We start from the raw sequence: 23,099 nt of genomic DNA on the forward strand, positions 1-23,099 counted from the left end.
GAAGACGGGGACGAAGATGAAGACGGGGACGAAGATGAAGATGAAGACGGGGACGAAGATGAAGATGAAGACGGGGACGAAGACGAAGACGAAGATGAAGATGAAGACGGAGACGAAGAAGAAGAAGAAGACGGGGACGAAGATGAAGACGGAGACGAAGACGAAGACGGAGACGAAGAAGAAGACGGGGACGAAGATGAAGATGAAGATGAAGATGAAGACGAAGAAGAAGACGGGGACGAAGATGAAGATGAAGATGAAGATGAGGACGAAACTGACTAACCTGCTGTAATTTCGTCTTGAAACGATCCACTCTTTTCCGCTGCTGCGCGATTGGAGGGACGGGCAAGCAGCGCCACTCGCCCGTCTCTCCAATCGCGCAGCCCAATAAATCGAACAAGCCTCCTGCCTGCAGGCCTCTTTTATTTACGGTCCATAGAGACCGTTTATGAATGAGGCTATAAGTGTTTCGTGGCTCGGACGCGCGCTGCAGCCAAACCTCCGGTCCTCCGCCATGCAAGCTCAGCTTGCATGGCGGATAGGGAGAGCGTCATGGTTACGGCTGCCAGACGGTTAAGATGTCCCTGGCCACCCGGTCCCAAGTAAAGCCCTTCTCGACAAAACGGCGGCCTTGGAGTCCGTGACGACGAGCCGATTGCAGATCCGATAACAGCACATTCAGCTTCTGGGCATATTCGGCCGGATCTTCCGGGTTCTGAATAAGCTTGCCGAACGGATCGGCTGCGATCTCGGGATTGCCCCCCCTTGCCGTAGTAAGAAACGGTAGCCCGGCTGCCATCGCTTCGTAATGAACTCTGGCCAGCGGTTCCTGCCACAGCGAGGTGCACACAAACACATCTCCCGCATTAAACCAGCGGTGTACGTCGTGAGCTTCCACATAACCGGTCGTAATGACGGGTATCGGTGATTTTTCGGCAAGCGCCCGTACGTAAGCGATATAATCGCTGATCGAGTTGTCGCTGTACCAGGCACCTCCGACAACGACAAGCGCAGCATCCTTATGCGAGAGCTGGGACATCGCCTTCACCAAAACATGCGGACCTTTATTTCGTGATAACCGGCCAACGAACAAAATTACTTTTTTAGATCCGAGTCCGTATTCGGACCGGATCGTCTCTCTATCGCGATGCGACGATTCCGATTCCGACCAAGGGGAAAACCGGTTTAAATCGACTCCGGAATAAACCGTCTTCACTTTAGCCCTCGCATTTGGAAAAAGAGCGGCAATCTCATTTCCGATATAGTTGCTGATCGTGATGATACGCTCCGTCACTTCGACGACGGCGGCGCCTTCGCTGGGATGAATTTTGGCGGAGTTAAACATATCGTTGTGCATGCTTAATACGATTCTGGCGCTGGGCGCTGCCTTCCTTACGGGCAATACAAGCTTCGGCCGATTAAATATATGAATCAGATCATAGTTCCCGCCGAATCTTGAAACGAAGTCCAGCACACCTTCGGCGTATACCTCCAGTAGGCCATCGGAAGGGACACGGACATAACGGACTCCGTTGACCACTTCGTCATTCGGTAATTCGGGGTCCGTTCGTCCGAGAATCGTAAGGTTGTGGTGCTTATTCAATAAACCGGCCACTCCGACGATGTACGTTTGAATCGCTCCGCCTCGGATGTTCGGTACAGGCAGTTTTTCCGTGCAAATCATCAATACATTCACTCTTAGCTCACCATCCTGTCTCAAAATGTCCGTTACCGCCTAGCTGCCTTTCGATTATTGGCGGCGGCGGGTTTCCGAACGCGAGTCGTTTTCCCGGCCCTATTTTTATTCGGGTTGAAGACGCCGGCGGGCTTCTTCGTTTGGCTTGTTTTTTGTTTCTGTTTGGGTGCGAGCTTCAGGGCCTGCTTCGAGCGGTCAGGTTTCGTCCGGCGTTTGGGCGGTGTTACGCGTACGGCCGGTTTAAGCAGGGAGGCGCTTTTTTGGACGCTTCGTTTCTTTGCAGCTTGCTTTTTCAGTACGCTTTTTTTCGCTGCAGACCTTTTCTGGGAGCTGGCCGGCTTCCTTCTGCGTTTCGCAGCCGGTTGGGCCTTCGCGTCTTGAGCAACCGGTAGAGCCTTTGCGTCTTGTGCAGCCGGTTGGGCCTTCGTGTCCCGAGCTAACGGTAGGACCTTCACGTCTTGACGAGCCGGTCGGGTCTTCGTATTTCGCTGTGGCGGCAGGGCCTTCGCGTTTCGACGTTGCGATTTGTCCTTCGCGGTACGTCGAGGACGCGACGCTGCGATTCGTCGAGTCGGTTGACCTGTTTCGATAAGAGGCAAAACGGCGACCGGCTCCATCGGGCTGATAGGAATGATATTTGGCTGGGTCGTAACCGGTTCGACCATGGCAGCGGGCGGGAGCAGTTCCGGCATGGGAAGCTCTTGGCCTTCCAGCACGCGCTCTGTCCGTTCGACAGGCAGCAGCACAGCCGCTTCCTGCTCCGGATAATGGCCAGGGACGTAATTCGCTTTGTCCTGCTCCAGCTCGGCCAGCGCCTGCCATTTGGTGCTCTCGGCAATCAGAACCCGGTCCAAAATGCCGTTCAATTCCGTCTCCATGAATAGGGTCGGCTGATAAACGATTTCTTTTACATGTTTATAAAATTCATTCGGAAACGCCATATCAAGCCACAGCAGCTCGAAGGTTTCACGGTCGATCGGATTGGCTTGATGGTAAGCTTCAATCATGCCGCGAATCCAGGTTAAATCCCACACTCCCATATCATCCATCGTGCTGGTGATCAGCTTGCGCAAATCGCGGATCGGCAGGTCATACGCCACGCCGTCCAAGTCGATAATCCAAATCCCGCCAGGACCCATCTGCCCGTTTGACCAACCGTAATCCTGGTGGGCCAAGCCCCAATGGGGATCGCCCATGGCTGCCATCCGGGGATAAGACGACAGTTTAAACTTCTCATAAATCTCCCGGGCCTGCCGGTCGTAATCGTCAACGATTGACAACAACCGGGAGCTGGCGGACAGTTCCGGGTACGCTTGGGCGATATCTCGAAACCAGCCGATTTTGGCAATAATTTTCTCGTAATATTTCGGCCATCTCGGCAGCCGGGTCGAACGCGCAGCGCCGAACGGCGGAACGTAGCCCTGCGACAGTTTGTGGAATTCGCCAAGCCCTGTGCATAGCTGGGCAGCGCCTTCCAAATCGATTTTGGACGCCTGAACGAGCGACTCGATCCACTCCGTGACGATCCACAGCTTACCGCCGGCCTCTACATAAAGCCGATCATCCTTCGTCCGAATCAAGGACGGAACCCGTGCCCCCTGATTCACCAAGTACTCCTGTGAGCCGACGCTGAACAGGCTCCGTTTCGGTTCGCGGTGGAGCACCTTAATACTGCGCGGACCGCGATCGGTATTCATTTTCCAGATAGCGCCGCCTTTGTCAGGCTTCGAAGTGACAAGCGTCATATCCGAGACCTTCATCTCGTAAAGCTCGGCGACTTTCCAAGCGATCGCTTCCAGCTCGGGCGGAACATATTGTTCCAAGACAATCCCCGGGTCAACTGTACCTTCCAGATGGTCCCATGGACCGATTCTGTACTCTTCCAACGTCATCACTCCATCATCAAGTTCAGCGATTCGACATGTATTCACGACAAATCGGAAATTCGGGCATCTTTCCTCGATTTGAGCATGTGCGCGTACACGTCGATCAGCTTATCCGTAGTTTGTGAAATATGGAAACGGTCGATCACGAACGACCTTCCGGACCGCACGTTCCGGACGATGTCCGTCCGATCTTCATGCAGCGCTTTTCTCACGTGTTCCGTCAATAAGGTTTGCGTTAAGGGGAGATCGGCGTCATGATCGCCGAACCAACAGTTCCATATCTGTTCGTACCGCTGCGGTTTCACGAGACCGCAAAAGCCTTTGCTGCCTACGGCAATAAGCGGGCGCTCGCATGACATGGCCTCCAGCGAGATTCTTCCCGTTCCGATGACACAATCACTAATGGAATAATAGGCGTTCATATTCAAAATCTCGCCGGCATAGTGAATGAACGGGGATTGCGTTTGTTCGTTTTTGCTTTCGACGATCTGTTGGATTTCGTCTTGTTTCTTACCGCCGCCCACGATAAGCAGCTGCAGGTCGGGGTAGTCGGTTTGCTTCATCAGAGTCAAAGCATGAATGGTTTCTTCGCAAATGTCCGCTTTTTCCCACGACAGGCGGCTTGCATACATGACGACCGGGGCTTGCTGCGGAAGCCCTAATTTACACCTGAGATAAGAGCGGTAAGCGGTGTCCAGGGGATGGTACTCCGATGGGTCGACGCCGTTCGGAACGACAAAGGCCTGGATCCCCGCGTTCTGAAGCATGCGCAAGACGGCGGGACTGACACAGGTTACGGTCGCGCTTCTTCTTAGAACGCTTAAAAATGCGGGATCATAGTAAGTGCCGTGGACCGTAAACAGGAACGGCACCCGCAGCGTTCGAGCCGCCTCCAGGGCTACGATCCCGGAGGGAACTTGATGGGCATGGACGAGATCGATCTTCTCCGTTCGAATAATCGATTGAAGCATGGCCATGTAGGCGCTGCGATTGGCCTCATCCCGCTCGTAGTCGTCCCCGACGAAATCAATCTCGTATACCGGGCAGCCGAGCCCCAGGAATGGCTCCAGCAGCTTTCCTTTTTTGGCGGCGATCAAGACGGAGGCTCCTTTTCGAAGCAGTTCTCTCGTTAGAGACAGCGTATAGGTTTCCGTCCCGCCGATATTCAACTGATCGAGTACCATCAGAACCCGAAGGGGGGGGGCGGGGAATTCCAGCCCGGATCTGGGAAGAATCAAACGGAGCGGGCCCGCCTTAGCCCGCCGTTTTCGGATTCCGGCATATGACTTCGGAATCGTGCTTTCGTTGTACGCCGTTCTTTTTTTGAGCGGAATTACGGATTTTTTAGGTAACGCGCGTCTGCTTTTTTTCAAGACTTCACCTCCAATCAGGATGGGGCGTACCTATACTCATGCATATGTCTCATGGATTGGGAATGATAGGTGCATTCGTGGATAGGCTGTAAAATTTTATTAAATACGCATATATCCTATTAAAATTTTGCAGAAGGCGAATATAGTGTAGTACCAATAAGTTTGGCAGTGGTTATGAGGTGAAGCATTTGGGGTCACCTATTCCAAGTCAAGGAGTGAACGCTATGGAAAGCTCCCAACCTTCTAAACCGTTCGACGACGCGCTGCTGGAGTTCGTATGCGAGCGATTCCAATTGGGCAGATTCATCCGATTTGACGGTATGCTGGGCGGTTCATTCAATGTGAACATGAAAATGACAACGTCCGACGGAACCTTTGCGGTCCGGGTGCTGAACCGCTCTGCCGCTCCGGAGCATTTGGGGCATGCCCGGCAGGCAATTGCGCTTCTGCGTGCGAACGGCATTCCCGCTGCGTGCCCGTTGACGGCGGTGGGAGGCGATCCGTTTATCCGATATAAGGAAAAACTGGTACAGGTGACTCCGTTCGTAAGCGCGGATTCGTTTCAATGCAGAGAAGCGCAGGTTTTTGAGAGCGCCCGCATGTTAAGAGCGTTTCACGAATCGCTTGTCCAAGTTCCGGCAGGCCCCCGTCCTTCGTGGTCGTTCTATGCCGATGCGGCCTATTATACGGAAGCGCTTGAGCGGATGCGCAGCTTGTCCGGTATACCGGTGGATGAACGGGCCGAGGCCGAGAAGCTGACCCGGCGGGTGCTGGATCAGTGGGGGGATGCCGCAAGCGGCTTGCCTTGCACGACGCTTCACGGCGATTGGCATTTTTGGAATCAGTGTTATGCGGAAGACCGCGTTTGCCTCGTGATGGATTTTGATTTTATGCAGCAGGGACAGCGTGTTCAAGACATCGCCTATGCGCTGTGGGTCATTAACTTGCTGCTTCCCGAGCATGCGGATACGTTTGATCGTTGTTTTCTCCGGGGCTACGGGAAGTTGACCGAGGAGGAAGCAGCCATTATGCCCATCGCGGCAGCCAGAGTCAGCTTGTTCTTCTTGTGCCATGCCGCCAATGCCTCGAGCCCGGCGCAAAGCTGGCGTAAACATTATCGCAAACAGCTGCCGTTCATCCGATCGATGCTGGCGGAAGGCGGGCAGCGGGTGGTGCGGTTGGCCCAGGAAAGTCAACTCTGATTGGCCGGAGTAAGCGCGAGAAGCGGCAGGCGATCATGCCCGAATGCGCTCAGTCACAAAACGTCCAAAAAGACAACGAAAAATAGCCCGGTTGAGTCATTCTTCCAAGCAGCGGTTTACGATATATTACGAATGGAAATACTGATCGTTGTAACCAGGGAAGGGGATAATTTGGAAATGAAAAAGCTGCCATTCACGTTTGGACTCGTCCTGCTTTTATCTCTCTTGTTGTCGGGCTTAGCAAGCGCTCACGTGACCGTGCAACCGAAAGAAACGACACAGGGAAGCTATGAGAAATTCACTGTCCGCGTACCGTCGGAAAAAAACGAACCGACCGTAAAGGTTGAAGTGAAATTTCCGCTGGACGCGGTAACCGTTTCCCGCTTCGAGCCGAAGCCCGGCTGGAAGTACGAGCTGACCAAAGAAGGCGATAAAATCAGCGGCGTCATCTGGACGGCAACCGGAGAAGGCCTTGGACCGACGGAATTCGGCGAATTTTACATGCAGGGCAAAGTCGCCGATACGGCTACCGCGATTACGTGGAAGGCGTATCAGACTTATAAAGACGGCAGCGTAGTCGAATGGGTCGGCGCCGAAGGTTCGGACAAGCCGGCTTCCGTGACGAAGGTGAATGCGAAGCCGGCAGGTGCGGCAGCCGATAGCCACGGACATACCGCAGCGCCGTCAGCGGGCGATTCGCCAGCCGCAGCTTCGACTGACGGGGCATCGAACACGCCGCTTTACTTATCGATCGCAGCCGTTGTGCTGAGCGCAGCGTCTCTGCTTGTTTCACTGGTGCGCAAGAAATAAGCGAACTTCCGATTCGCGGTAAGCCTGCTTCTTCCTTCCGGGAGAAGCAGGCTTTTTGCGTTGTCGGCAGAACGGCGGCGCTTTCTCCTGCGGCATCCGCGCATTCCCCTACAACCCATTCTTATACGGTCCGTCAGATCGGCCGATACCGCTCCGCTTCACCGGATCGCGGCTCCACGGATTCCGCCTGCTGCCTGCTTCGGCAAGCGTGGAGAAACCGGCCGAATATCCGTTCATAATATTGCAATCGTCGGGGGATGCTGGAAGTAGGCAATCGATCAGCCCCATCTCACTTCTGTTCAGGAGGAATAAATTCACATGTTTAACCGATTACGAACGAAGAAAACAACACTGCTGCTTACGATCGCTCTGCTGCTTAGCTTTGCCGTCTCAGGAACGGTGTTCGCCTTCGGCAAAGGCGCCCAAGGACCAGATGTTTACGCTGTGCAAGGGATGTTGAAGTCGCTCGGTTATTTCTCCGGCTCCATATCGGGTTATTACGGACCCGTCACGGAGAACGGGGTCAAGAGGTTCCAGAAGGCGTACGGCCTTCCGGTAACGGGGGCGGTCGACGATAAGACGCTGCAATCGATCCTATGGGCTTACGGTAATTTGAAAATTCCGAAGAAGCCTGCGCCCGCTCCGACGCCAACGCCAACCCCGGCTCCGGCTCCGAATCCGCAGCCGCCAAGCGACAACAAGCTTAGCGCGGAGGAGCAGCAGATGATCGACTTGGTCAATGGGGCGCGTACCCAGGCCGGCTTACCGGCGTTGACTGTCGATCCGCAGTTGTCCCATGTGGCGAAGTTGAAAAGTCAGGATATGGTGGATAAAAATTATTTTTCCCACCAGTCCCCGACGTATGGCTCGCCCTTCGATATGATGAAGCAGTTCGACATCAGCTACCGCAACGCCGCCGAGAATATCGCCTGCAACAAAGGGGTAGAGGCCGCACACCAAGCGCTGATGAATTCGTCCGGACACCGCGCCAACATATTGAGTAACGATTTCACGCACATCGGCGTCGGCATCGTCGACGGCGGTCCGTGCGGCAAAATGTTTACACAGATGTTTATCTCTAAATAACCAAACCAGAGCAAGCTCCAGCAAAGCACAAACTTTGCGGGAGCTTGTTTGTTGTTATAAACTAATAAAAAAAACGGAGGTTTGAACGAGATGAAAGCAACGGTCTGGAAAGAATTTAAAGAGTTTGCCATGAAGGGCAATATGATTGATTTGGCGATCGGGGTTATTGTCGGCGGCGCCTTCGGCAAGGTGGTCACGTCCATCGTCAACGATTTGGTTATGCCCCCGATCGGCCTGCTGCTGGGCCGTGTAAAATTCCAGGACTTGTTCATCAGTCTGGACGGCCGGTCTTTCGCTACGCTGGAAGATGCCAAGAAAGCGTCGGCGCCGACGTTAAACTACGGCTTGTTTATCAGTACAATGCTTGATTTTCTGATCATTTCGTTCGTCATCTTCATTGCCGTGAAGCAATTGAACCGGCTGCGCAAGAAGGAGGAGGCAAAGCCCGATCCGAAAGCCGGCTTGCAGGAATGCCCGGAATGTTTATCCGAGATCCCGAAGAAAGCGATTCGCTGCAAATATTGCACGGCTGTCGTGAAAGCGCAAGCGAACGGACAAGCCTGATCCATAGCGGCACTTCAGTAGATCCATTCCATTTTGGGTATCTTAAGATGTAACCATAACCGTATGCCGGGAAACCGTACCCTGGCGGATTCCCCGCCAATAGTTGCGATGCCTCATCGTCTCGCCCATTTTTGGACGGTTGCCGCACCAGTATACGTGACCCTTCATAAACTGAATTTGACTGTATCCCTAGACCTTGTATTGATACAAAAACCCGGGCAAGGAGGGGTGACATTTGAAGGGCAGCGATCACAAAAGTAAATTTTTACTCACCAATCGCGAACGCGAAGTATTTGAACTGCTGGTGCAGGACAAAACGACGAAAGATATCGCGCAGCAGCTGTTTATCAGTGAGAAAACCGTACGCAACCATATCTCCAACGTCATGCAGAAATTAAATGTAAAAGGGCGTTCGCAAGCGGTTGTCGAGCTGATTAAGCTTGGGGAGCTGCAGATCTGAGGAAATCCAATGGACCTAACAAAGTCTTCTTTTTACGGTTCTTCTTTGCGGAGAATCGTAAGACGAGGGCTTTTTGGTTTGTGGAGGAGAGAAAAACTTGCCCTTTGCGTTTGAGTGTGGTATGATTACTTTAATCATATATTTGAAACCTTGATTCACATATTGCAAAGGGTTATCATTTGTGCGATGGTACCTTTTTCAATGTGTGAATTTTTTATTTGTTTCCAAAAATAAAAAGTACATGTTAAATAAAAATTTGGAGGTCATATTATGCAAACAGGTACAGTGAAATGGTTTAATGCTGAAAAAGGTTTTGGTTTTATCGAAGTGGAAGGCGGCAACGACGTGTTCGTGCATTTCAGTGCAATCACAGGCGATGGTTTCAAATCGTTAGATGAAGGTCAACGTGTTGAATTCAATGTCGTACAAGGAAATCGCGGTCCGCAAGCCGAAAATGTTGTAAAGCTGTAAAACCCAAAGCAAGCTGCCCTAACAAATATGGAGGGCAGCTTTTCTTTTGGATCATAAGGAGGGGTTCATCATGTATTTTCGGAAAAAATTGTTAGAGGATATCCCTACGGAAAATACGATGATTTGGTCATGTGAAAATGAAGACTGTAAGGGTTGGATTCGTGACAACTTTGCCTTTGAATGTCAGCCGATTTGCCGACAGTGTCTTGCTCCGATGGTAAGCAGCATGAAGATACTGCCGTTGCTCTTAAACTCGAACATCGACTTTAAATCACTTAAAAAAGGTGTGCAGATTTCTTAGCTGTCGCCCCCCTAATCAAGCCTTCTTTTTACGTTTCCTCTATAAGAGGGATCGTGAGATGAAGGCTTTTTGGTTGTTGGGGAAAAGAAAAAACGCGATTCATCGAGTAAAAAGCATGAAATAAAAGACCGCATGATATGTAAGCGGTATCACGCGTCGTTTTATCAAAACGATGTCTAATATCTTGATTTCATCTGTTTTACAGCTTTTTTGAATAAGCGTATGATACAACTCATGAAAACAAAATAACGTTTCTAATTCTAATTCGCTTAATTTCCCTTTGGGAAAGCGGGGGAACCAAACTCGAGCTTTGCTTATTGGTGTGAGAGCCAAAAATCAAAGTTTGAAGGGGTGAATCCTTGGACACAAACATCGGTAGTGTTTTTGTCCGAGGTAGGGTGCAACTCTCACCACCCGAATCCGTCAGCTAACCTCGTAAGCGTTGTGTGGAGGAGATGGGGAAACTGTGATCGTCTAACGTGACCACAGGGGAAGCGCCTCTGTGGCTTTTTATTGCCAAAAACCGGGATATCAAAAATGAAATGCGTCTTTATCGCTGAGTCCTTTAGGGGATCGGGGGAACCATTCGGTAATGGGCAAGGTTGTTACACCGCTTATTACTTTGGGGTGAATTTCTAAAGCAATCCCGTACATTTGTACATTTGCTTAGAATAGGGCGACTCTTACGTCCGAATCCGTCAGCTAACCTCGTAAGCGTAAAAAGAGAGGCGATTTTGTCGTGCGAAAGATACGGTTTTTTTGCCGTACCCAGGAAGCCGCGAGAAGAGTCCTCTTCTGTCAGGCTTCTTTTTTTATGTCTCTTTAGGATTTGAAGATGTACAACCGTTTGTGACTTTAGGAGTTGATATTTAATGTGGATAAAAACACAGCAACATCGGGTAAAATATCCAAATCATGAAGCAGAGAATCGGCTTCAAAAGGGGGAAGCATTCAAGATGATGTCTGCTTTGAAACGGTTCTTAATCGGTCGTCCTTTGAAATCCGAAGAACTCGCGGAAGAGAAGTTGAGCAAATTTAAGGCTCTTGCCGTATTATCATCGGATGCACTGTCTTCTGTTGCTTACGGCACGGAACAAATATTGCTGGTTTTAATGACAGTAGGTTTTGTGGCATTATGGTATTCCATTCCGATTTCCATTGCTGTATTAGGGTTATTAACGATTTTAATTCTTTCCTATCGCCAAACCATATATGCTTATCCGACGGGGGGCGGGGCATACATCGTATCGAAGGAGAATCTGGGGGTGCCTGTCGGTTTATTAGCAGGGGGATCCTTATTAGTTGATTATATTTTAACTGTGGCTGTTAGTATTTCTGCTGGAACCGATGCGATCACATCCGCTTTCCCTGGCCTTCACGACCATCGTGTTCTCATTGCTATTGTGATGATTGCTTTTTTGACCATCATGAATTTACGGGGAACCACGGAATCGGCTTCTATCCTTGCTTATCCGGTTTACCTGTTTGTCACTCTAATTGTGCTTCTTATCCTGAGCGGGTTATATAAATATGCTGCAGGCGGTGTTTCTGCAGCGCCCCAAACTCATGATATGGCAATCTCGGGAATTAGTTTATTTATACTCCTTAAGGCTTTCAGTTCCGGCTGTTCCGCATTGACCGGGGTTGAGGCCGTATCTAATGCAATACCTAACTTCAAGGCACCGGCGGAGAAAAATGCGGCAAGAACCCTGATGATGATGGGACTTATTTTAGGCAGCTTATTTATGGGGATTAGTTTTCTAGCCTATACCTATGGCATTACACCGAGACCTGAAGAAACCGTCGTTTCCCAAATCGCCGCTTCCACGTTTGGCCGGGGGCCCATGTATTATGCCATACAAGCTTCTACGGCTTTGATCTTATTTCTCGCTGCGAATACAGCCTATGCCGCATTTCCGCTGCTTGCCTACATGATGGCAAAAGACAAATTTATGCCCCGTATGTTTACCGCCAGAGGGGATCGACTCGGGTTTTCAAACGGGATCATCGTACTCGGTGTTTTATCGGCTATTTTAATTGTTATTGCTCAGGGACATACGGAAGGCCTGATTCCTTTGTATGCTTTAGGCGTGTTTATTCCGTTTACCTTGTCCCAAACAGGAATGATGCGCCGCTGGTGGAAAATGAAACCGAAGGGTTGGGCTATCAGCTTTTTAATCAATACAATCGGAATGATCACAACGTTCTCCATCTGTTTAATCTTTTTGATTACAAAATTTTCACAAGTATGGATCATATTCCTTTTCCTTCCGGTTGTTATCTATTTCTTTATTCGTATCCACAAGCATTACCTGAATATGGCTAATGAACTGCGGATTGATCCGAAAGCAGAGACGCCAGTGACCAAAGGAAATGTGATCGTTGTCCCGGTGGCAGGGGTTAATCGGGTCGTTTTAAATACGATCGGGTATGCCAAGTCGATATCAGAGAACATTATTGCCGTTTATGTTGCTTTTGACGACGATGATGCACAGAAGATGGAGAAAAAATGGGAGGAGTGGAATTCAGGCATTCGGCTTGTTATTTTAAAATCCAGTTATCGGAGCATACTGAGACCTTTAATTAAATTTATCGATACAATTGAATGGAAAACCAGCGAGACGGATTATGTAACGGTGATGATTCCGCAATTTATTACAAGGAGCTGGTGGCACAATTTTCTGCATAATCAATCCAGTATATTAATTCGTGCCTATTTATTAAATCGAAAAGACGTTACGATTTCGACGGTACCTTTTCATTTGAAGCATTAATTAGAGCTGCTGCGTTCAGACCAAAATCCACGAATGGAGGCACCTGATGTTGAATTTATTTGAGCTGGCGAATCTTCATCCTGATATTGAAGCTGTTCACGAGGTCGTCCAGGCTTTAAAGGCTCGCATTGATGGTAAAGAAGTCGGAATTAAAATCCTGAAGAATGAAGCCGGTCATTACTTTTATGAACTAAGTCATTATTATAGAGGAGCGGATAATGCCAACCCGTACGTTTCAACGGACAATAGGTTTGCTTCAGTCGAAGAGGCGGCACGGGGAGCGCTCCGGTCGGCAACGATGTTTTACCGGAGCACCGATGAGGGTGGAACTTGGTTGAAGAACGAATCCTTTTATCCGTAATATCAAGCGAAGATTTTTGTGCCGGCGGCCCCCTGCCCCGCACGAATCTGAAGCAGGACCTCCGCAATTGCGAAGGTCCTGCTTCAGATTACGCTCCAGTTAAATCATCGGGTAAATCCGCTCCAACAAAGCTTTGATCTCATGATGATTCTTTCTTGCTGCCGGCTGTCACATACGCGTTGCGTCCGGCCCCGAGGCCCACGGACAGCAGCAGAAGACTGGCCGCCACAGTGATTAACAACGGAATTGCCCAAGTGTTGGTCACGTCATGAAGAAACCCGAACAGGACGGGGCCGAACGCGGCAAGCAAATATCCGACGGACTGCGCCATCCCCGACAGCTCGGCGGCTTGACGCGCATTCTGCGTGCGAAGCCCGAAGAAAGCAAGCGCCAAACTGATGCTTGAACCTACTGCAATCCCAATACAAATAATCCAAAGCCAGATCAGCGAGGTATTCCCGCTAAGCAATCCGAGGTATCCAATAAGGTGAAAGAGCACCGTTACGATTACAATGCCTCTTTGGTTGGAACTGCGCCCGGCGAGAATCGGAACGATGAATGAAACCGGCAGGCTTACAAACTGCATGGCGGATAGCATCCATCCGGCGGCTGAGACGCTCATCCCCCGGCTATGCAGAATTTCGGGCAGCCATGCCGCATTAATGTAAAAAAGCCACGACTGCAAGCCCATGAACAAGGTGACCTGCCATGCCAGGGAGGAGCGCCAGATGGAGCCGCCGCCGCCCGCAGTTGACGCTGCCTGGCGGGAACGAAGCTGCGGCAGCCAGAAGAGCGCGGCCAATCCGCCTAAGACAGCCCAGCTTGCGAGAGACCCCCGCCAGCCAAGTCCTGCCCCCACCGAAAGGGGGACGCTGATACCCGAAGCCAGTGCGCCAAAGACGTTCATCGAAACCGAGTACGCACCGGTCATGAATCCTACATGCTCGGGAAAATCCCGTTTAACAAGGCCCGGCAGCAGCACGTTTCCGATCGCAATGGCAAGACCGATGATGATTGTACCCATGAATAGCGTGACGACCGATGCATAGGACCTTAGAAGAATCCCGACAATTAGCACGATCATGCTTAGGAAAAGCGTCATTTCCATCCCGATTTTGCGTGAAATTTTAGGGGCAACCGGGGAGAGCGCGGCAAAGGCCAGTAACGGCAAAGCGGTCAGCATGCCGGTTACCGTATTCGATAAATGAGTCTCTAAACGAATCGCATCTACCAAGGGGCCTAATCCTGTGATGGCGGCCCGAAGATTTGCGGCGACCAGCAATATCCCCAGGATTAACCACACGGTCTTCATCCGGGAACGCACGTAATGTCCGCTAGAGTCATACTTCAGAAGCATATTCCTAGACACCTGCTTTCTAGTCTGACAAATTACACATTCTATAATCATATCAAAAAAAATAGAGAAAAACATCATAGGTCTGGTCAATCGGGAGAAAATTTGCGGGCGCATGAGGAGGACTCTTTGGTTGGCGAGTGCGAAAATGATATAATTAATAGAATATGGCATTGAAAACTGATGAGATGATGGAGCAGATCGCATGCAAACAAACACGACAGCTGCCCCCAAGGACGATACGTTCATACAGGGGGTAAAGGATTGTATTCCTACTTTGCTCGGGTACTTAAGCATCGGGTTCGCCGCAGGCGTCGTGGAGAAGACCGCAGGCTTAAGCTTAGCGGAAATCGCTCTTCTGTCCTTGCTGCTTTATGCGGGTTCCGCACAATTTATTTTTGCCGGGATGATCACGGCCAGTTATTCCGTTACCGCCATGATCTTTACGATTTTTTTTGTGAATCTCCGCCATATTTTGCTAAGCGCGGCCTTATCGCCTTATTTTCGACATCTCTCTCCGATGAAAAATATTGGGATAGGTTCCCTGCTAACCGATGAGACGTTCGGAGTGGCATTAACCCGGGCAGCCGGCAAGGAGCGGATCAGTGAAAGATGGATGCACGGTCTTAACGTGACAGCATACTTGAACTGGTTTGTCGCGAATATGGCCGGCGCGTATTTTGGCCAATGGATTACAAATCCGGAGAGGTATGGTCTTGATTTTGCTTTGCCGGCGATGTTTATAGGACTTCTTGTGCTGCAAATGGCAAGCCGCGGTCAAATCATGAAAGACGTTGTTGTCGCAATCAGCGCGATCTTCATTATCGTGGGCATGAGCATGATTTCATCCGGAAGCTTGGGTGTTATCGTGGCTACCGTTCTAGCTTCAACCATAGGATTGGTGATGGATAAATGGAAATAAGATGGCACATCGTATTCATTATTATCGGAGCGGCTATTGTAACCTTCATTCCGAGAATTCTTCCCCTTGTAGCGCTTAGCCGTATTCAATTGCCAAGCTGGGCATTGCAGTGGTTGAAGCATGTTCCGATTGCTATTATGGCTGCGTTGATTGGACAGGAACTGTTCGCACCGCAAGGGGAGGCTTCGTTTTTTATAAATAAAGCGGAGTTAGTAGCCGCCTTGCTTACTTTTACGGCAGCCATGATCACACGCAGCCTGCTGGGGACGGTCCTCATTGGCATTCTGAGCATGTTCGCACTGCGTTTATTTATTTAGGGCACAGCCGGAATCCTTGATATGAAGGCGAATCTTAGGTACTTTTAGCTATCTTTCGACAATAAGATTTGTTATGATTAGGTACAAAGTGCGACAGCTGCTTCTGCAGCGAAGTAGTCGTTCAGCCCAGCCAAATAGCCTTCTCTTCGCGCATCCCGTCCGGACTGTGCAAAGCAGAAGGCTTTTGTGAGCGCGAATTACATGGTTTCAATGAACTTCTCCAGCTCATTCGCTAAGGAGAACAAGTTTGCCCGGTTCTCGAACTCGGCGCGCGTGACCGGGAGAGGCAGCTGCTTGTGGTATTCGCGGATCGCTCTCAGCTTCTCATGGTACGAGGCGAGGTCTTGCCCCGCTTGAAGGTCACGGCCGAGCTCGTCGATCAAGCGTCCGATGCGCACGCCTTGCTCGAGGGTGGTGTCCAGCATCGAGACGAGCGTCAGCATGCGTTCGAGTATTTGATACTGCCGCTGCTTTTGTTCGAAGTAGTACAGAAACGGATTATCCTTCCGCATCATGTTGTTTTCCACTTCGAGAATGGCCAAATTTTTGCCTTTATCGAGCAGCTTGGCGAGCGTGAGCAGCTCTTTGCCGTCCCACAGCCCGTAACCTTCGACTAAATATTTAGCGAATTGGCCGAGGATGGCGGACATGTTGGCATGAATCTCTTCTTTGTATTGTGAAATTTGTTTATCAATGCCCGGCATATACAAATTGACGATAAGCGCCACGCCGAGGCCGATTGCGATGATGGCCAACTCATTGAGCACGAAGGACGTGTTAAGCGCGCCGTTCATATAGATGTGCATGATGATGACGGAGCTGCTGGCGATGCCGCCTTGAATTTTGAACCTGACGCAAACCGGAATGAACAGCATGTACAGCAGAATGAAAATTAACGGATGACGCCCGAAAAAGTGAAACATGAAGCCGGACATCGCCATTCCTGCGAGGCAGGCGAGGAGCCGTTCCCAGACGGCTGTGAACGACTGTTTTCTTGTTTTTTGAATGCACAGCAGCGCCAAAATCCCGGCCGACGTATAAGACGACAAGTGCAGCGATTGTGCGATCAATATAGCGATGCTGACGCCAACCGCCGTTTTGATCGTGCGAAATCCGATGGTCATGCCAACCCCTCCCCGAAAATCCTGACCGCTATAAAGTCATATATATGTAATAATATATAACATATACGCGGGGAGTCGTTCTACAGATTTGTCGAAAATATGAAAATAACAAAAATTACACTTCCACAGTCAGCCGTTAGTATTTGAATCGGCCACAGTTTTTATTTTATGATGGGAGTAGCTGCAATTCGCTGTCTGTCTGGATGTATGCGTTCGGCCGCTCGTTCGACGCTTTTTTGTCTAAGAAGCTAGTGAATCGACCGGGGTACTCTAGCGGAACGAGAGGGAGAGATTCACTTTTTTCGTGAAAAAACGAATCAATTCGGGGATAAGCTGAATGTTTAGGTCTTAAAACGTGTATAATGGAGTCATATCAACCTATTTTTGCCATTTTGATTCGAAAGGCATGACGGCTTCTTAATAACGAACCCGCAAAGGAGGAATTTAGCTTTGGATCAAATCTCATCTTTATCTGAATTGTTGGCTGTACAAAAAACGTCGTCGTTCATCGAAATTCCGGGAACGCTCTCCCGAACGTTCGGTCAAACGACGTTGTCCACTACGCTGCCGATGAGCAAGCTGTTCGCGATTTACGAAGTGGATCTCGAAGTACAGCGCTCCATCGTTCCGCTTAATTTATCCCGGATGATGGACTATATCATGTTGTATCTGGACCACGGCCAAGGCATTTATTTTCCGGGGATCATCCTGTCTGCCCGAGGAGCCGGGGAATATGATCCGGCATCCGGTGTATACCGCCTGCAAGCGATCGAGAAGCTCTATGTCGTGGATGGGCAGCACCGGTTGGCCGCTTTCCGCCGTTTGATGGAAACGCTGCAAAGCGCGATGGCGCGCGCCAAAGACCGCCGGGAGTACGACCGGATGGAAGAAATCGGCAAGAAGCTTAGCAAACTGTACACCTTCCCGATGTCGACGATGATTTATTTGGACATCAACGCCAGACAGGAGCGTCAGCTGTTCTCCGACATCAACAAGCTTCCGCGTAAAATCGGGGGCAATCTGGCTGTGCTTCGCGAACAGCGCCGTTTCTACCACGTCCTCGCCACGCGTCTGGTGGAGGAATCGCCGATCATGAAGCGGATTCCGGTGGATATGTTCACGGAGCGGGGCAAGGGACCGGAGTTTTTGTTCTCGTACCATTTGCTGATCGAAATCTTGATCGGATTGTTCGAGGGCAGGCTGAAATCGGCTTCGCGGGGCAATGGCTACTACTTCGAGGATCATGAAATCGAAAGCCAGATGAAAGTGGCGGAGCATTATTTCGAAGGCATGCTGCGACACTTGCCGGAGCCGGAGAAGGGCGAGCTGTGCTGGACGGAGAACCTGCAGATCGCACTGGCGATGTTCTTCCACGGGGAAGCGACGAAAAGCGGCACGTTTAACAAATATGCGCTTGATTATGCGCTTCACATTTTGCCGCACTTGGATTGGAACGCGATTTATTCCGGAGACGAGAAAGACCGGCTGCCTAGACGTTCGCGCATTATGAAAGCTTTCCAATACGTGAAAGGTTTTTATGAGGAGCACCACTTGTTCCTGATTCGCGAATCGGACATGGCAGATGAGATGGAGGACGAGAAGGAAGCTAAGGAGGATGTCGGTTAATGGACGGCTTGCGTTTGAAAATGACAATTCATCCGTTTTGCGACCGTTTCGGTCTCGCGACGGTTCCGATCCAGGTTCAGGATCTGTTAAATTACACGACGATCGACCCGATGGTGCAGCGTAAGCTGAGCGGGGGCCAGCGTCGGAAAATCGCCAATTACTTGCAGGAGCGGGAGCTCGATCGCGTCTTCTTCGGACCGGTGACGCTGTCGCTGCGCGATGTGGCCAGTTTAGCCAAGACGGAAGAAGGATTAAGCTTGCGCCCGGGTTCGAAGCTGAGCATTCTCGACGGTCAGCACCGGATTTTGGCGCTCGGTTACGTGAATGAGCAAATGCTGAAAGAGTCTCGACGGCTGGAACGCAAATTGTCCGGTCTGAAGGTCAAGGTTCGCAGAAATCCGGAGGACACGGAAGCCGCGACCGAGCTGGAACTGCTGGAAGGTCAGATCGAGCAGCTGGAACGCCGCAGACTGGAATTGATGGAGAGCGAGCTGGCGGTGCAAATTTACATCGGACTGAGTGAAGAAGAGGAGAAGCAGCTGTTCGGCGACATCAACTCGAAGGTGCAGCTCGTAAGCAAGGAGCTCGGTCATTCGTTCGATTCGATCGACCCGCTCAACCTCGTCATTCAGCAGGTCCTCGAGCACAACATGTTCCTGAAGGGGGCCGGGGTGGAGCGTCGGGCGAACTTAACGGCGTACAACAAAAACTTTACGTCGTTCAGCTGGCTGTACTCGACGGCGACGATGCTGTTTACCGGCAAAATGCAGCCGTCTTACGAGCTGGCGCGCAAAATCAAAAAAGATCCGACCCTGTATATCGAAATTTTGCATCAGTTCTACAGTACGCTGCTTCCGCTTATGCCGGAGCAGCCGGGCTTGCCGCAATACAGCTCGTCGGCGCGCGCCATGCAGGAGAGCATCGCCTTGTTTGCACACCGGTACTTATTCACAGACGGTCAATATACGAAAAATTGGACGACATGTCTGCGCATCTTCGAAGGCTTCGATTGGACGCAGGAGAACGAACTTTTGATCGAACGATTCGGTCTGCTCGATAACGGCAAGCTGAATTTGATTCACGAGAAATCGCTTCGCAAGCACGGACGATTGGTTCAACTGTTCCAAGAGCTGTACGGCGAACCGTCATCGGAAGACGAAGCAACGGCATAATGCCGCATATGGATGCAGCCTGTGCGTCTGCATCCGGGCATGAACGTTATGAGCTCTGCTCCTCGAACGCGAGGGGCAGAGCTTTTTGCGGTTTATGAAACGCGCGGATCGGTCGCATTTTGTGGATAAGAGCCGGGGCAGCGCCGCCGCTCTGTGCCGGGCCTTTAGGTAAAAGGCTCGGGCCGCCTGCCTATACAACGCTCAGCCGGTTGATGACCATCAGGGCGGCTCCGGCGGCAAGCGCGTCATCGCCGAGCGAGCCTTGGCTGAAGACGACTTGATATTTCGGATAATAATAGGTGCGCTGAATCGCTGCGCGTGTCGCGATGTGGAAAAATCCGGGGTGGCTGCCAATGACCGCGCCTCCCAGAATAACCTTCTCCGGGTGCAAAATGTTCAGCAAATTGGACAGGCCGATGCCGAAATAAGTCGCTGCCTGGGTAAACAGCTCTACCGTTAGCGGATCGTTCTCCTGCAGCGCCTGCTGCAGGTGGGCGAATTGAATGAGATCGGGGTCCCGTTCCATTCGCTGCAGCGCGCTGTCGCGTCCTTGCTTCAGGCGTGAGCGCGCCTGCTGTTCGAGCGCGGGGATGGAAACATAAGATTCCAGCGCGCCGTAGTTTCCTTGCCCCCAGAGCCGGGGACCGTCCGTCTGGATGATCATCTGACCGATCGAGCCCTCCATGTCGACGGCGCCGTAGACGACATGACCGCCGGTCATCATTGCCGAGCGCAATCCGACCCCGACATGCACGTAGAGCAAGTGGCGGTAGTCGCGTCCGCGGTCGGACCATGATTCCCCGATGAGCGCGGTGTTCGCTCCGTTGTCCAGCATGACGGGGAAGCCGAGCCGCTGCTCCAGAAACTCGGTCACGTGCACTTGGGTCCAGCCGGGGGCCGGGAAGTGAAGCGGGTCCAGCAGAACGCCGGATTCCCGGTCGAGCGGTCCGACCGCGCCGATCCCCATGCCGAGCACCCGGTCCCCGGTCAGACCGCGCTTAAGCAGCATCGCTTCCGCTTCCGCCGCAATTTCTTCCAGAAGTACCTGCGGCGTCGTCTGTTCGGTCATGACCCAGCGTTTCGCTTCGAGCCGGTTCATTTGCATGTCGAAGAGCATCAGCTTGGAGTAGATGCGGGATATATCCAGTCCGAACACATAGGCATAATCGGAATTAATCGTATACAAGATTGGCCTGCGCCCGCCGGTCGACTCGCCGAAGCCGGCTTCGGCAATAAACCCTTGGTTCGTCAGTTCTTCCAGCGTACGGGTCAACGTGCTGCCGGTCAGGCCGCTTTTTTCCAACAGCTCGATTTTCGAGACGACGCCGTGCTTGCGGATATGCTCATAAATTTCTTTCGATTTCCGCCCGTTGATCATTTGTTCGATTCGTGTACGGTTCACGTATATTCCTCCATGGGTTGGAGACCTGTTTTACAGAAAATCATTATACTACAGGCCCTTCCGGTTAACCATAGCTTTTACAAACACGATTCTGGTAAAATAGGGCGTAGTCTGTGTAAGCGAAGAAGGAGTAGAAGAGTCCTATGTCGGAATGGTACAAAAAAAGTTTCGGAGACGACTATTTAATCGTATACAAACACCGCGATATGAAAGGGGCTTACGAGGAAGTCCGGCGCATGATGGAATGGCTGGAGCTGCCGGAAGGATCGGAAGTGCTCGATTTATGCTGCGGTATGGGTCGTCATTCAATGGCCTTGACCGGTTTCGGTTTCAAGGTCACAGGCGTCGATTTGTCGGAAGTGCTGCTAGGGGAAGCCCGCAAGCTGGACAAGAAGGGCGAAGTGCGCTGGGTCCACGGCGATATGCGGCAAGTTCCGCTCGAAGGCCCCTTCGACGCGGTCGTGAACTTGTTCACGTCGTTCGGTTATTTCGACAACGATGCCGAACATGAGCGCGTGTTGAAGGAAATTTGGAGGCTGCTTCGTCCCGGCGGACGGTTTATCGTCGATTTCCTCAACCCGGAATACGTGAGGGCCCATTTGGTGCCGCATTCCGTGCGGACGGAAGACGGGCTTCGCATCGAAGAAACGCGCCGAATCGAGAACGGTTACGTATGCAAGACGATCAGGCTGGTGGAAGAAAACGCCCAGACATCAGACGAGGCGCGCGTCTACGAGGAACGGGTGAAGCTGATCGACCTCGACACGTTCCTGGATCTGTTGTGCCGTGCGGGCTTGAAAGTCGACGCCGTATACGGCGGTTACGACGCCTCGCCTTACGAGTCAGAATCGGCAAAACGGATGATCTTTGTAGGCAGGAGGGGTGAAGGAGATGAGTAGCCGCGTTCCGGTTCCGGGGCAACCGGCCGTCTTGACGAAGCATGGCGACGTCGTGCAGGTGAAAGTTCCGCTCCCGTTTCCTTTGCGCTGGGTGAACGCTTATTTGCTGCCCGGCCCCTCAGGCTGGACCTTGATCGATCCGGGCCTTCGAACGACGGCCGCCGAAGAGGTCTGGACCTCGGCGCTTGCGGAGCTGGGCGTATCTTTTCGGCACATCGACCGCATCGTGCTGACGCATCACCATCCGGACCATTACGGGCTTGCCGGCTGGTTCCAGGAGCGCACGAACGCGCAGGTGTTCCTGTCGCAACCGGGCTTGGAGCAGGTGCGCCTGCTTTGGGGCGAGGGCGCGCCGATGACGGAGCGGCTGCTTGCGCTGTTTCGGCGGCATGGGCTGCCGGCCGAGCTCGAGGCGCCGATGCGCGAGCATATGGACGGCTTCATGCCGGCTGTGTCGCCACAGCCCGAGGTGACCGTGTTGTCCGGGGGCGAGGAGATTCGGCTAGGCGAGCGGACTTACACGTCGATACTCACGCCGGGGCATGCCGCCGGGCACCTTTGCTTTTATCAGGCGGAGACGAAAGAAATGTTTTGCGGCGATCATGTGCTGCCGCAAATTTCGCCGAACGTCAGCTACTTGCCGGGCGGCATCGACGAGAACCCGCTCGCCAGTTATTTGGAAAGCTTGCGCACGATTAGCCGCTTTGAGGTTCGCCTTGCGTATCCGGGGCATCGCGAGCCGTTCGGACGGCTGGCTGCGCGGGCAACCGAGCTGATCGCGCATCACGCCGAGCGCCTGGAGGCGATGCAGGCTTGCTTGACGGAGCCGGCAACGGCTTATGCGGTATGCCGGGCGACGTTCGGCGAAGCGCTCAGCTTGCACCAGCTGCGGTTCGCGCTATCGGAAACGATCGCGCATCTGATTTATTTGCGGGAAACGGAGCGGGCTGGCGTTGAAGAGCAGGACGGCATCGTATTTTTCGGGCACAATTGAACAGGCAGGTAAACGCGCTGGAAGCACGCCGGGACGGAAACCGAACCGTCAGCGGCGTGTTTTTTTAAGTTATTTCAGTAAGTATAAAGTTTTCAGCGGAGCTGACAGGTTCTGTATCGCGAGTAAAGCTGCCACCCAAACATGAATAGGTATCTTCCTTGAAGGGCTCCGATCAGGAGCTTTTTTTATTTTCTTTGAGGTCCTTGTCCCGGGCCCAAGCTTCTCATGAACGTCCGGCGTTCCTTCGGCGGATGGGGATTGCTGCATAAAAAGGCTGAAACTAGGAAATAGTAGGTATTCGACCG

Annotated in this window: 22 protein-coding genes and 2 riboswitches; of the genes, 16 read left to right on the plus strand and 6 right to left on the minus strand. The window is 51.8% G+C overall.

Annotation, left to right across the window (positions count from 1 at the left end):
* Window positions 1-282: hypothetical protein (locus tag PVA01S_RS26955; RefSeq protein ID WP_176587339.1), on the plus strand; the 282-nt coding region annotated here is incomplete at its 5' end.
* Window positions 283-556: 274 nt separating this feature from the next.
* On the opposite strand, the gene PVA01S_RS11685 is transcribed toward PVA01S_RS26955, so the two are convergent.
* From PVA01S_RS11685 to PVA01S_RS11695, 3 genes are read right to left on the minus strand one after another with little or no spacing between them, the layout of a single operon-like run.
* Window positions 557-1,696: a glycosyltransferase family 4 protein gene (locus PVA01S_RS11685; protein ID WP_127607719.1), complete on the minus strand. Its 1,140-nt coding sequence runs from the start codon at window positions 1,694-1,696 to the stop codon at window positions 557-559.
* Between the two features lie 32 nt (window positions 1,697-1,728).
* Window positions 1,729-3,582, minus strand: coding sequence for a CotS family spore coat protein (locus PVA01S_RS11690; RefSeq protein WP_127607721.1), 1,854 nt, complete (start codon window positions 3,580-3,582; stop codon window positions 1,729-1,731).
* Window positions 3,583-3,623: 41 nt separating this feature from the next.
* Window positions 3,624-4,955 carry a glycosyltransferase gene (locus PVA01S_RS11695; protein ID WP_127607723.1) on the minus strand — a complete coding sequence of 444 codons (1,332 nt, stop codon included), beginning with the start codon at window positions 4,953-4,955 and terminating at the stop codon, window positions 3,624-3,626.
* A 224-nt stretch (window positions 4,956-5,179) separates the two neighbouring features.
* Between PVA01S_RS11695 and PVA01S_RS11700 the strand changes: the two genes are divergently transcribed.
* The 9 genes from PVA01S_RS11700 to PVA01S_RS11740 all read left to right on the plus strand — a co-directional run bounded on the left by PVA01S_RS11700 (window position 5,180) and on the right by PVA01S_RS11740 (window position 12,984).
* Complete coding sequence (locus PVA01S_RS11700; protein ID WP_127607725.1) at window positions 5,180-6,157, plus strand: phosphotransferase; 978 nt, start codon at window positions 5,180-5,182, stop codon at window positions 6,155-6,157.
* Window positions 6,158-6,334: 177 nt separating this feature from the next.
* Complete coding sequence (locus PVA01S_RS11705) at window positions 6,335-6,967, plus strand: YcnI family copper-binding membrane protein (protein WP_127607727.1); 633 nt, start codon at window positions 6,335-6,337, stop codon at window positions 6,965-6,967.
* Window positions 6,968-7,285: 318 nt separating this feature from the next.
* Window positions 7,286-8,053 carry a peptidoglycan-binding protein gene (locus tag PVA01S_RS11710; RefSeq protein WP_127607728.1) on the plus strand — a complete coding sequence of 256 codons (768 nt, stop codon included), beginning with the start codon at window positions 7,286-7,288 and terminating at the stop codon, window positions 8,051-8,053.
* A gap of 90 nt (window positions 8,054-8,143) precedes the next feature.
* Window positions 8,144-8,617 carry a large-conductance mechanosensitive channel protein MscL gene (gene mscL / locus PVA01S_RS11715; RefSeq protein ID WP_127607730.1) on the plus strand — a complete coding sequence of 158 codons (474 nt, stop codon included), beginning with the start codon at window positions 8,144-8,146 and terminating at the stop codon, window positions 8,615-8,617.
* Window positions 8,618-8,852: 235 nt separating this feature from the next.
* A complete protein-coding gene (locus PVA01S_RS11720; RefSeq protein WP_010493958.1) occupies window positions 8,853-9,077 on the plus strand; it encodes a helix-turn-helix domain-containing protein in 225 nt (74 codons plus the stop codon).
* 270 nt (window positions 9,078-9,347) lie between these two features.
* Window positions 9,348-9,548 carry a cold-shock protein gene (locus tag PVA01S_RS11725; protein WP_054796919.1) on the plus strand — a complete coding sequence of 67 codons (201 nt, stop codon included), beginning with the start codon at window positions 9,348-9,350 and terminating at the stop codon, window positions 9,546-9,548.
* 70 nt (window positions 9,549-9,618) lie between these two features.
* Window positions 9,619-9,849: a cold-shock protein gene (locus tag PVA01S_RS11730; protein ID WP_127607732.1), complete on the plus strand. Its 231-nt coding sequence runs from the start codon at window positions 9,619-9,621 to the stop codon at window positions 9,847-9,849.
* 256 nt (window positions 9,850-10,105) lie between these two features.
* A riboswitch (cyclic di-AMP (ydaO/yuaA leader) is annotated at window positions 10,106-10,306 on the plus strand.
* A gap of 87 nt (window positions 10,307-10,393) precedes the next feature.
* Window positions 10,394-10,582: riboswitch (cyclic di-AMP (ydaO/yuaA leader) on the plus strand.
* A 223-nt stretch (window positions 10,583-10,805) separates the two neighbouring features.
* Window positions 10,806-12,623 carry an APC family permease gene (locus PVA01S_RS11735; protein WP_127607843.1) on the plus strand — a complete coding sequence of 606 codons (1,818 nt, stop codon included), beginning with the start codon at window positions 10,806-10,808 and terminating at the stop codon, window positions 12,621-12,623.
* A gap of 46 nt (window positions 12,624-12,669) precedes the next feature.
* Window positions 12,670-12,984 carry a hypothetical protein gene (locus PVA01S_RS11740; protein ID WP_127607734.1) on the plus strand — a complete coding sequence of 105 codons (315 nt, stop codon included), beginning with the start codon at window positions 12,670-12,672 and terminating at the stop codon, window positions 12,982-12,984.
* Between the two features lie 139 nt (window positions 12,985-13,123).
* Here the strand turns inward: PVA01S_RS11740 and PVA01S_RS11745 are convergent, their stop codons facing one another.
* Complete coding sequence (locus PVA01S_RS11745; RefSeq protein ID WP_127607736.1) at window positions 13,124-14,341, minus strand: CynX/NimT family MFS transporter; 1,218 nt, start codon at window positions 14,339-14,341, stop codon at window positions 13,124-13,126.
* Window positions 14,342-14,543: 202 nt separating this feature from the next.
* Between PVA01S_RS11745 and PVA01S_RS11750 the strand changes: the two genes are divergently transcribed.
* Window positions 14,544-15,260 (plus strand): AzlC family ABC transporter permease, encoded by a 717-nt coding sequence (locus PVA01S_RS11750; RefSeq protein WP_127607738.1) that lies wholly within the window; start codon window positions 14,544-14,546, stop codon window positions 15,258-15,260.
* Window positions 15,251-15,577, plus strand: coding sequence for an AzlD domain-containing protein (locus tag PVA01S_RS11755; RefSeq protein ID WP_127607740.1), 327 nt, complete (start codon window positions 15,251-15,253; stop codon window positions 15,575-15,577). Before PVA01S_RS11750 ends, PVA01S_RS11755 begins: the two co-directional genes overlap by 10 nt.
* A 197-nt stretch (window positions 15,578-15,774) precedes the next feature.
* Here the strand turns inward: PVA01S_RS11755 and PVA01S_RS11760 are convergent, their stop codons facing one another.
* Window positions 15,775-16,701 carry an aromatic acid exporter family protein gene (locus tag PVA01S_RS11760; protein ID WP_127607742.1) on the minus strand — a complete coding sequence of 309 codons (927 nt, stop codon included), beginning with the start codon at window positions 16,699-16,701 and terminating at the stop codon, window positions 15,775-15,777.
* Window positions 16,702-17,151: 450 nt separating this feature from the next.
* Here PVA01S_RS11760 and PVA01S_RS11765 point away from each other — a divergent pair, with 450 nt between their 5' ends.
* Window positions 17,152-18,327 carry a DGQHR domain-containing protein gene (locus PVA01S_RS11765; RefSeq protein WP_127607743.1) on the plus strand — a complete coding sequence of 392 codons (1,176 nt, stop codon included), beginning with the start codon at window positions 17,152-17,154 and terminating at the stop codon, window positions 18,325-18,327.
* Window positions 18,327-19,499, plus strand: coding sequence for a DNA sulfur modification protein DndB (locus tag PVA01S_RS11770; RefSeq protein WP_127607745.1), 1,173 nt, complete (start codon window positions 18,327-18,329; stop codon window positions 19,497-19,499). The genes PVA01S_RS11765 and PVA01S_RS11770 overlap by 1 nt, the downstream gene beginning before the upstream one ends.
* Window positions 19,500-19,689: 190 nt before the next feature.
* On the opposite strand, the gene PVA01S_RS11775 is transcribed toward PVA01S_RS11770, so the two are convergent.
* Window positions 19,690-20,877: an ROK family transcriptional regulator gene (locus PVA01S_RS11775; protein ID WP_127607844.1), complete on the minus strand. Its 1,188-nt coding sequence runs from the start codon at window positions 20,875-20,877 to the stop codon at window positions 19,690-19,692.
* Window positions 20,878-21,044: 167 nt separating this feature from the next.
* Here PVA01S_RS11775 and PVA01S_RS11780 point away from each other — a divergent pair, with 167 nt between their 5' ends.
* Window positions 21,045-21,800 carry a class I SAM-dependent methyltransferase gene (locus PVA01S_RS11780; RefSeq protein ID WP_127607747.1) on the plus strand — a complete coding sequence of 252 codons (756 nt, stop codon included), beginning with the start codon at window positions 21,045-21,047 and terminating at the stop codon, window positions 21,798-21,800.
* Window positions 21,793-22,794, plus strand: coding sequence for an MBL fold metallo-hydrolase (locus PVA01S_RS11785; RefSeq protein ID WP_127607749.1), 1,002 nt, complete (start codon window positions 21,793-21,795; stop codon window positions 22,792-22,794). Before PVA01S_RS11780 ends, PVA01S_RS11785 begins: the two co-directional genes overlap by 8 nt.
* Window positions 22,795-23,099 lie beyond the last annotated feature (305 nt).

The organism is Paenibacillus validus NBRC 15382 (assembly GCF_004000985.1).
Taxonomy (GTDB): Bacteria; Bacillota; Bacilli; order Paenibacillales; family NBRC-103111; genus Paenibacillus_G; species Paenibacillus_G validus.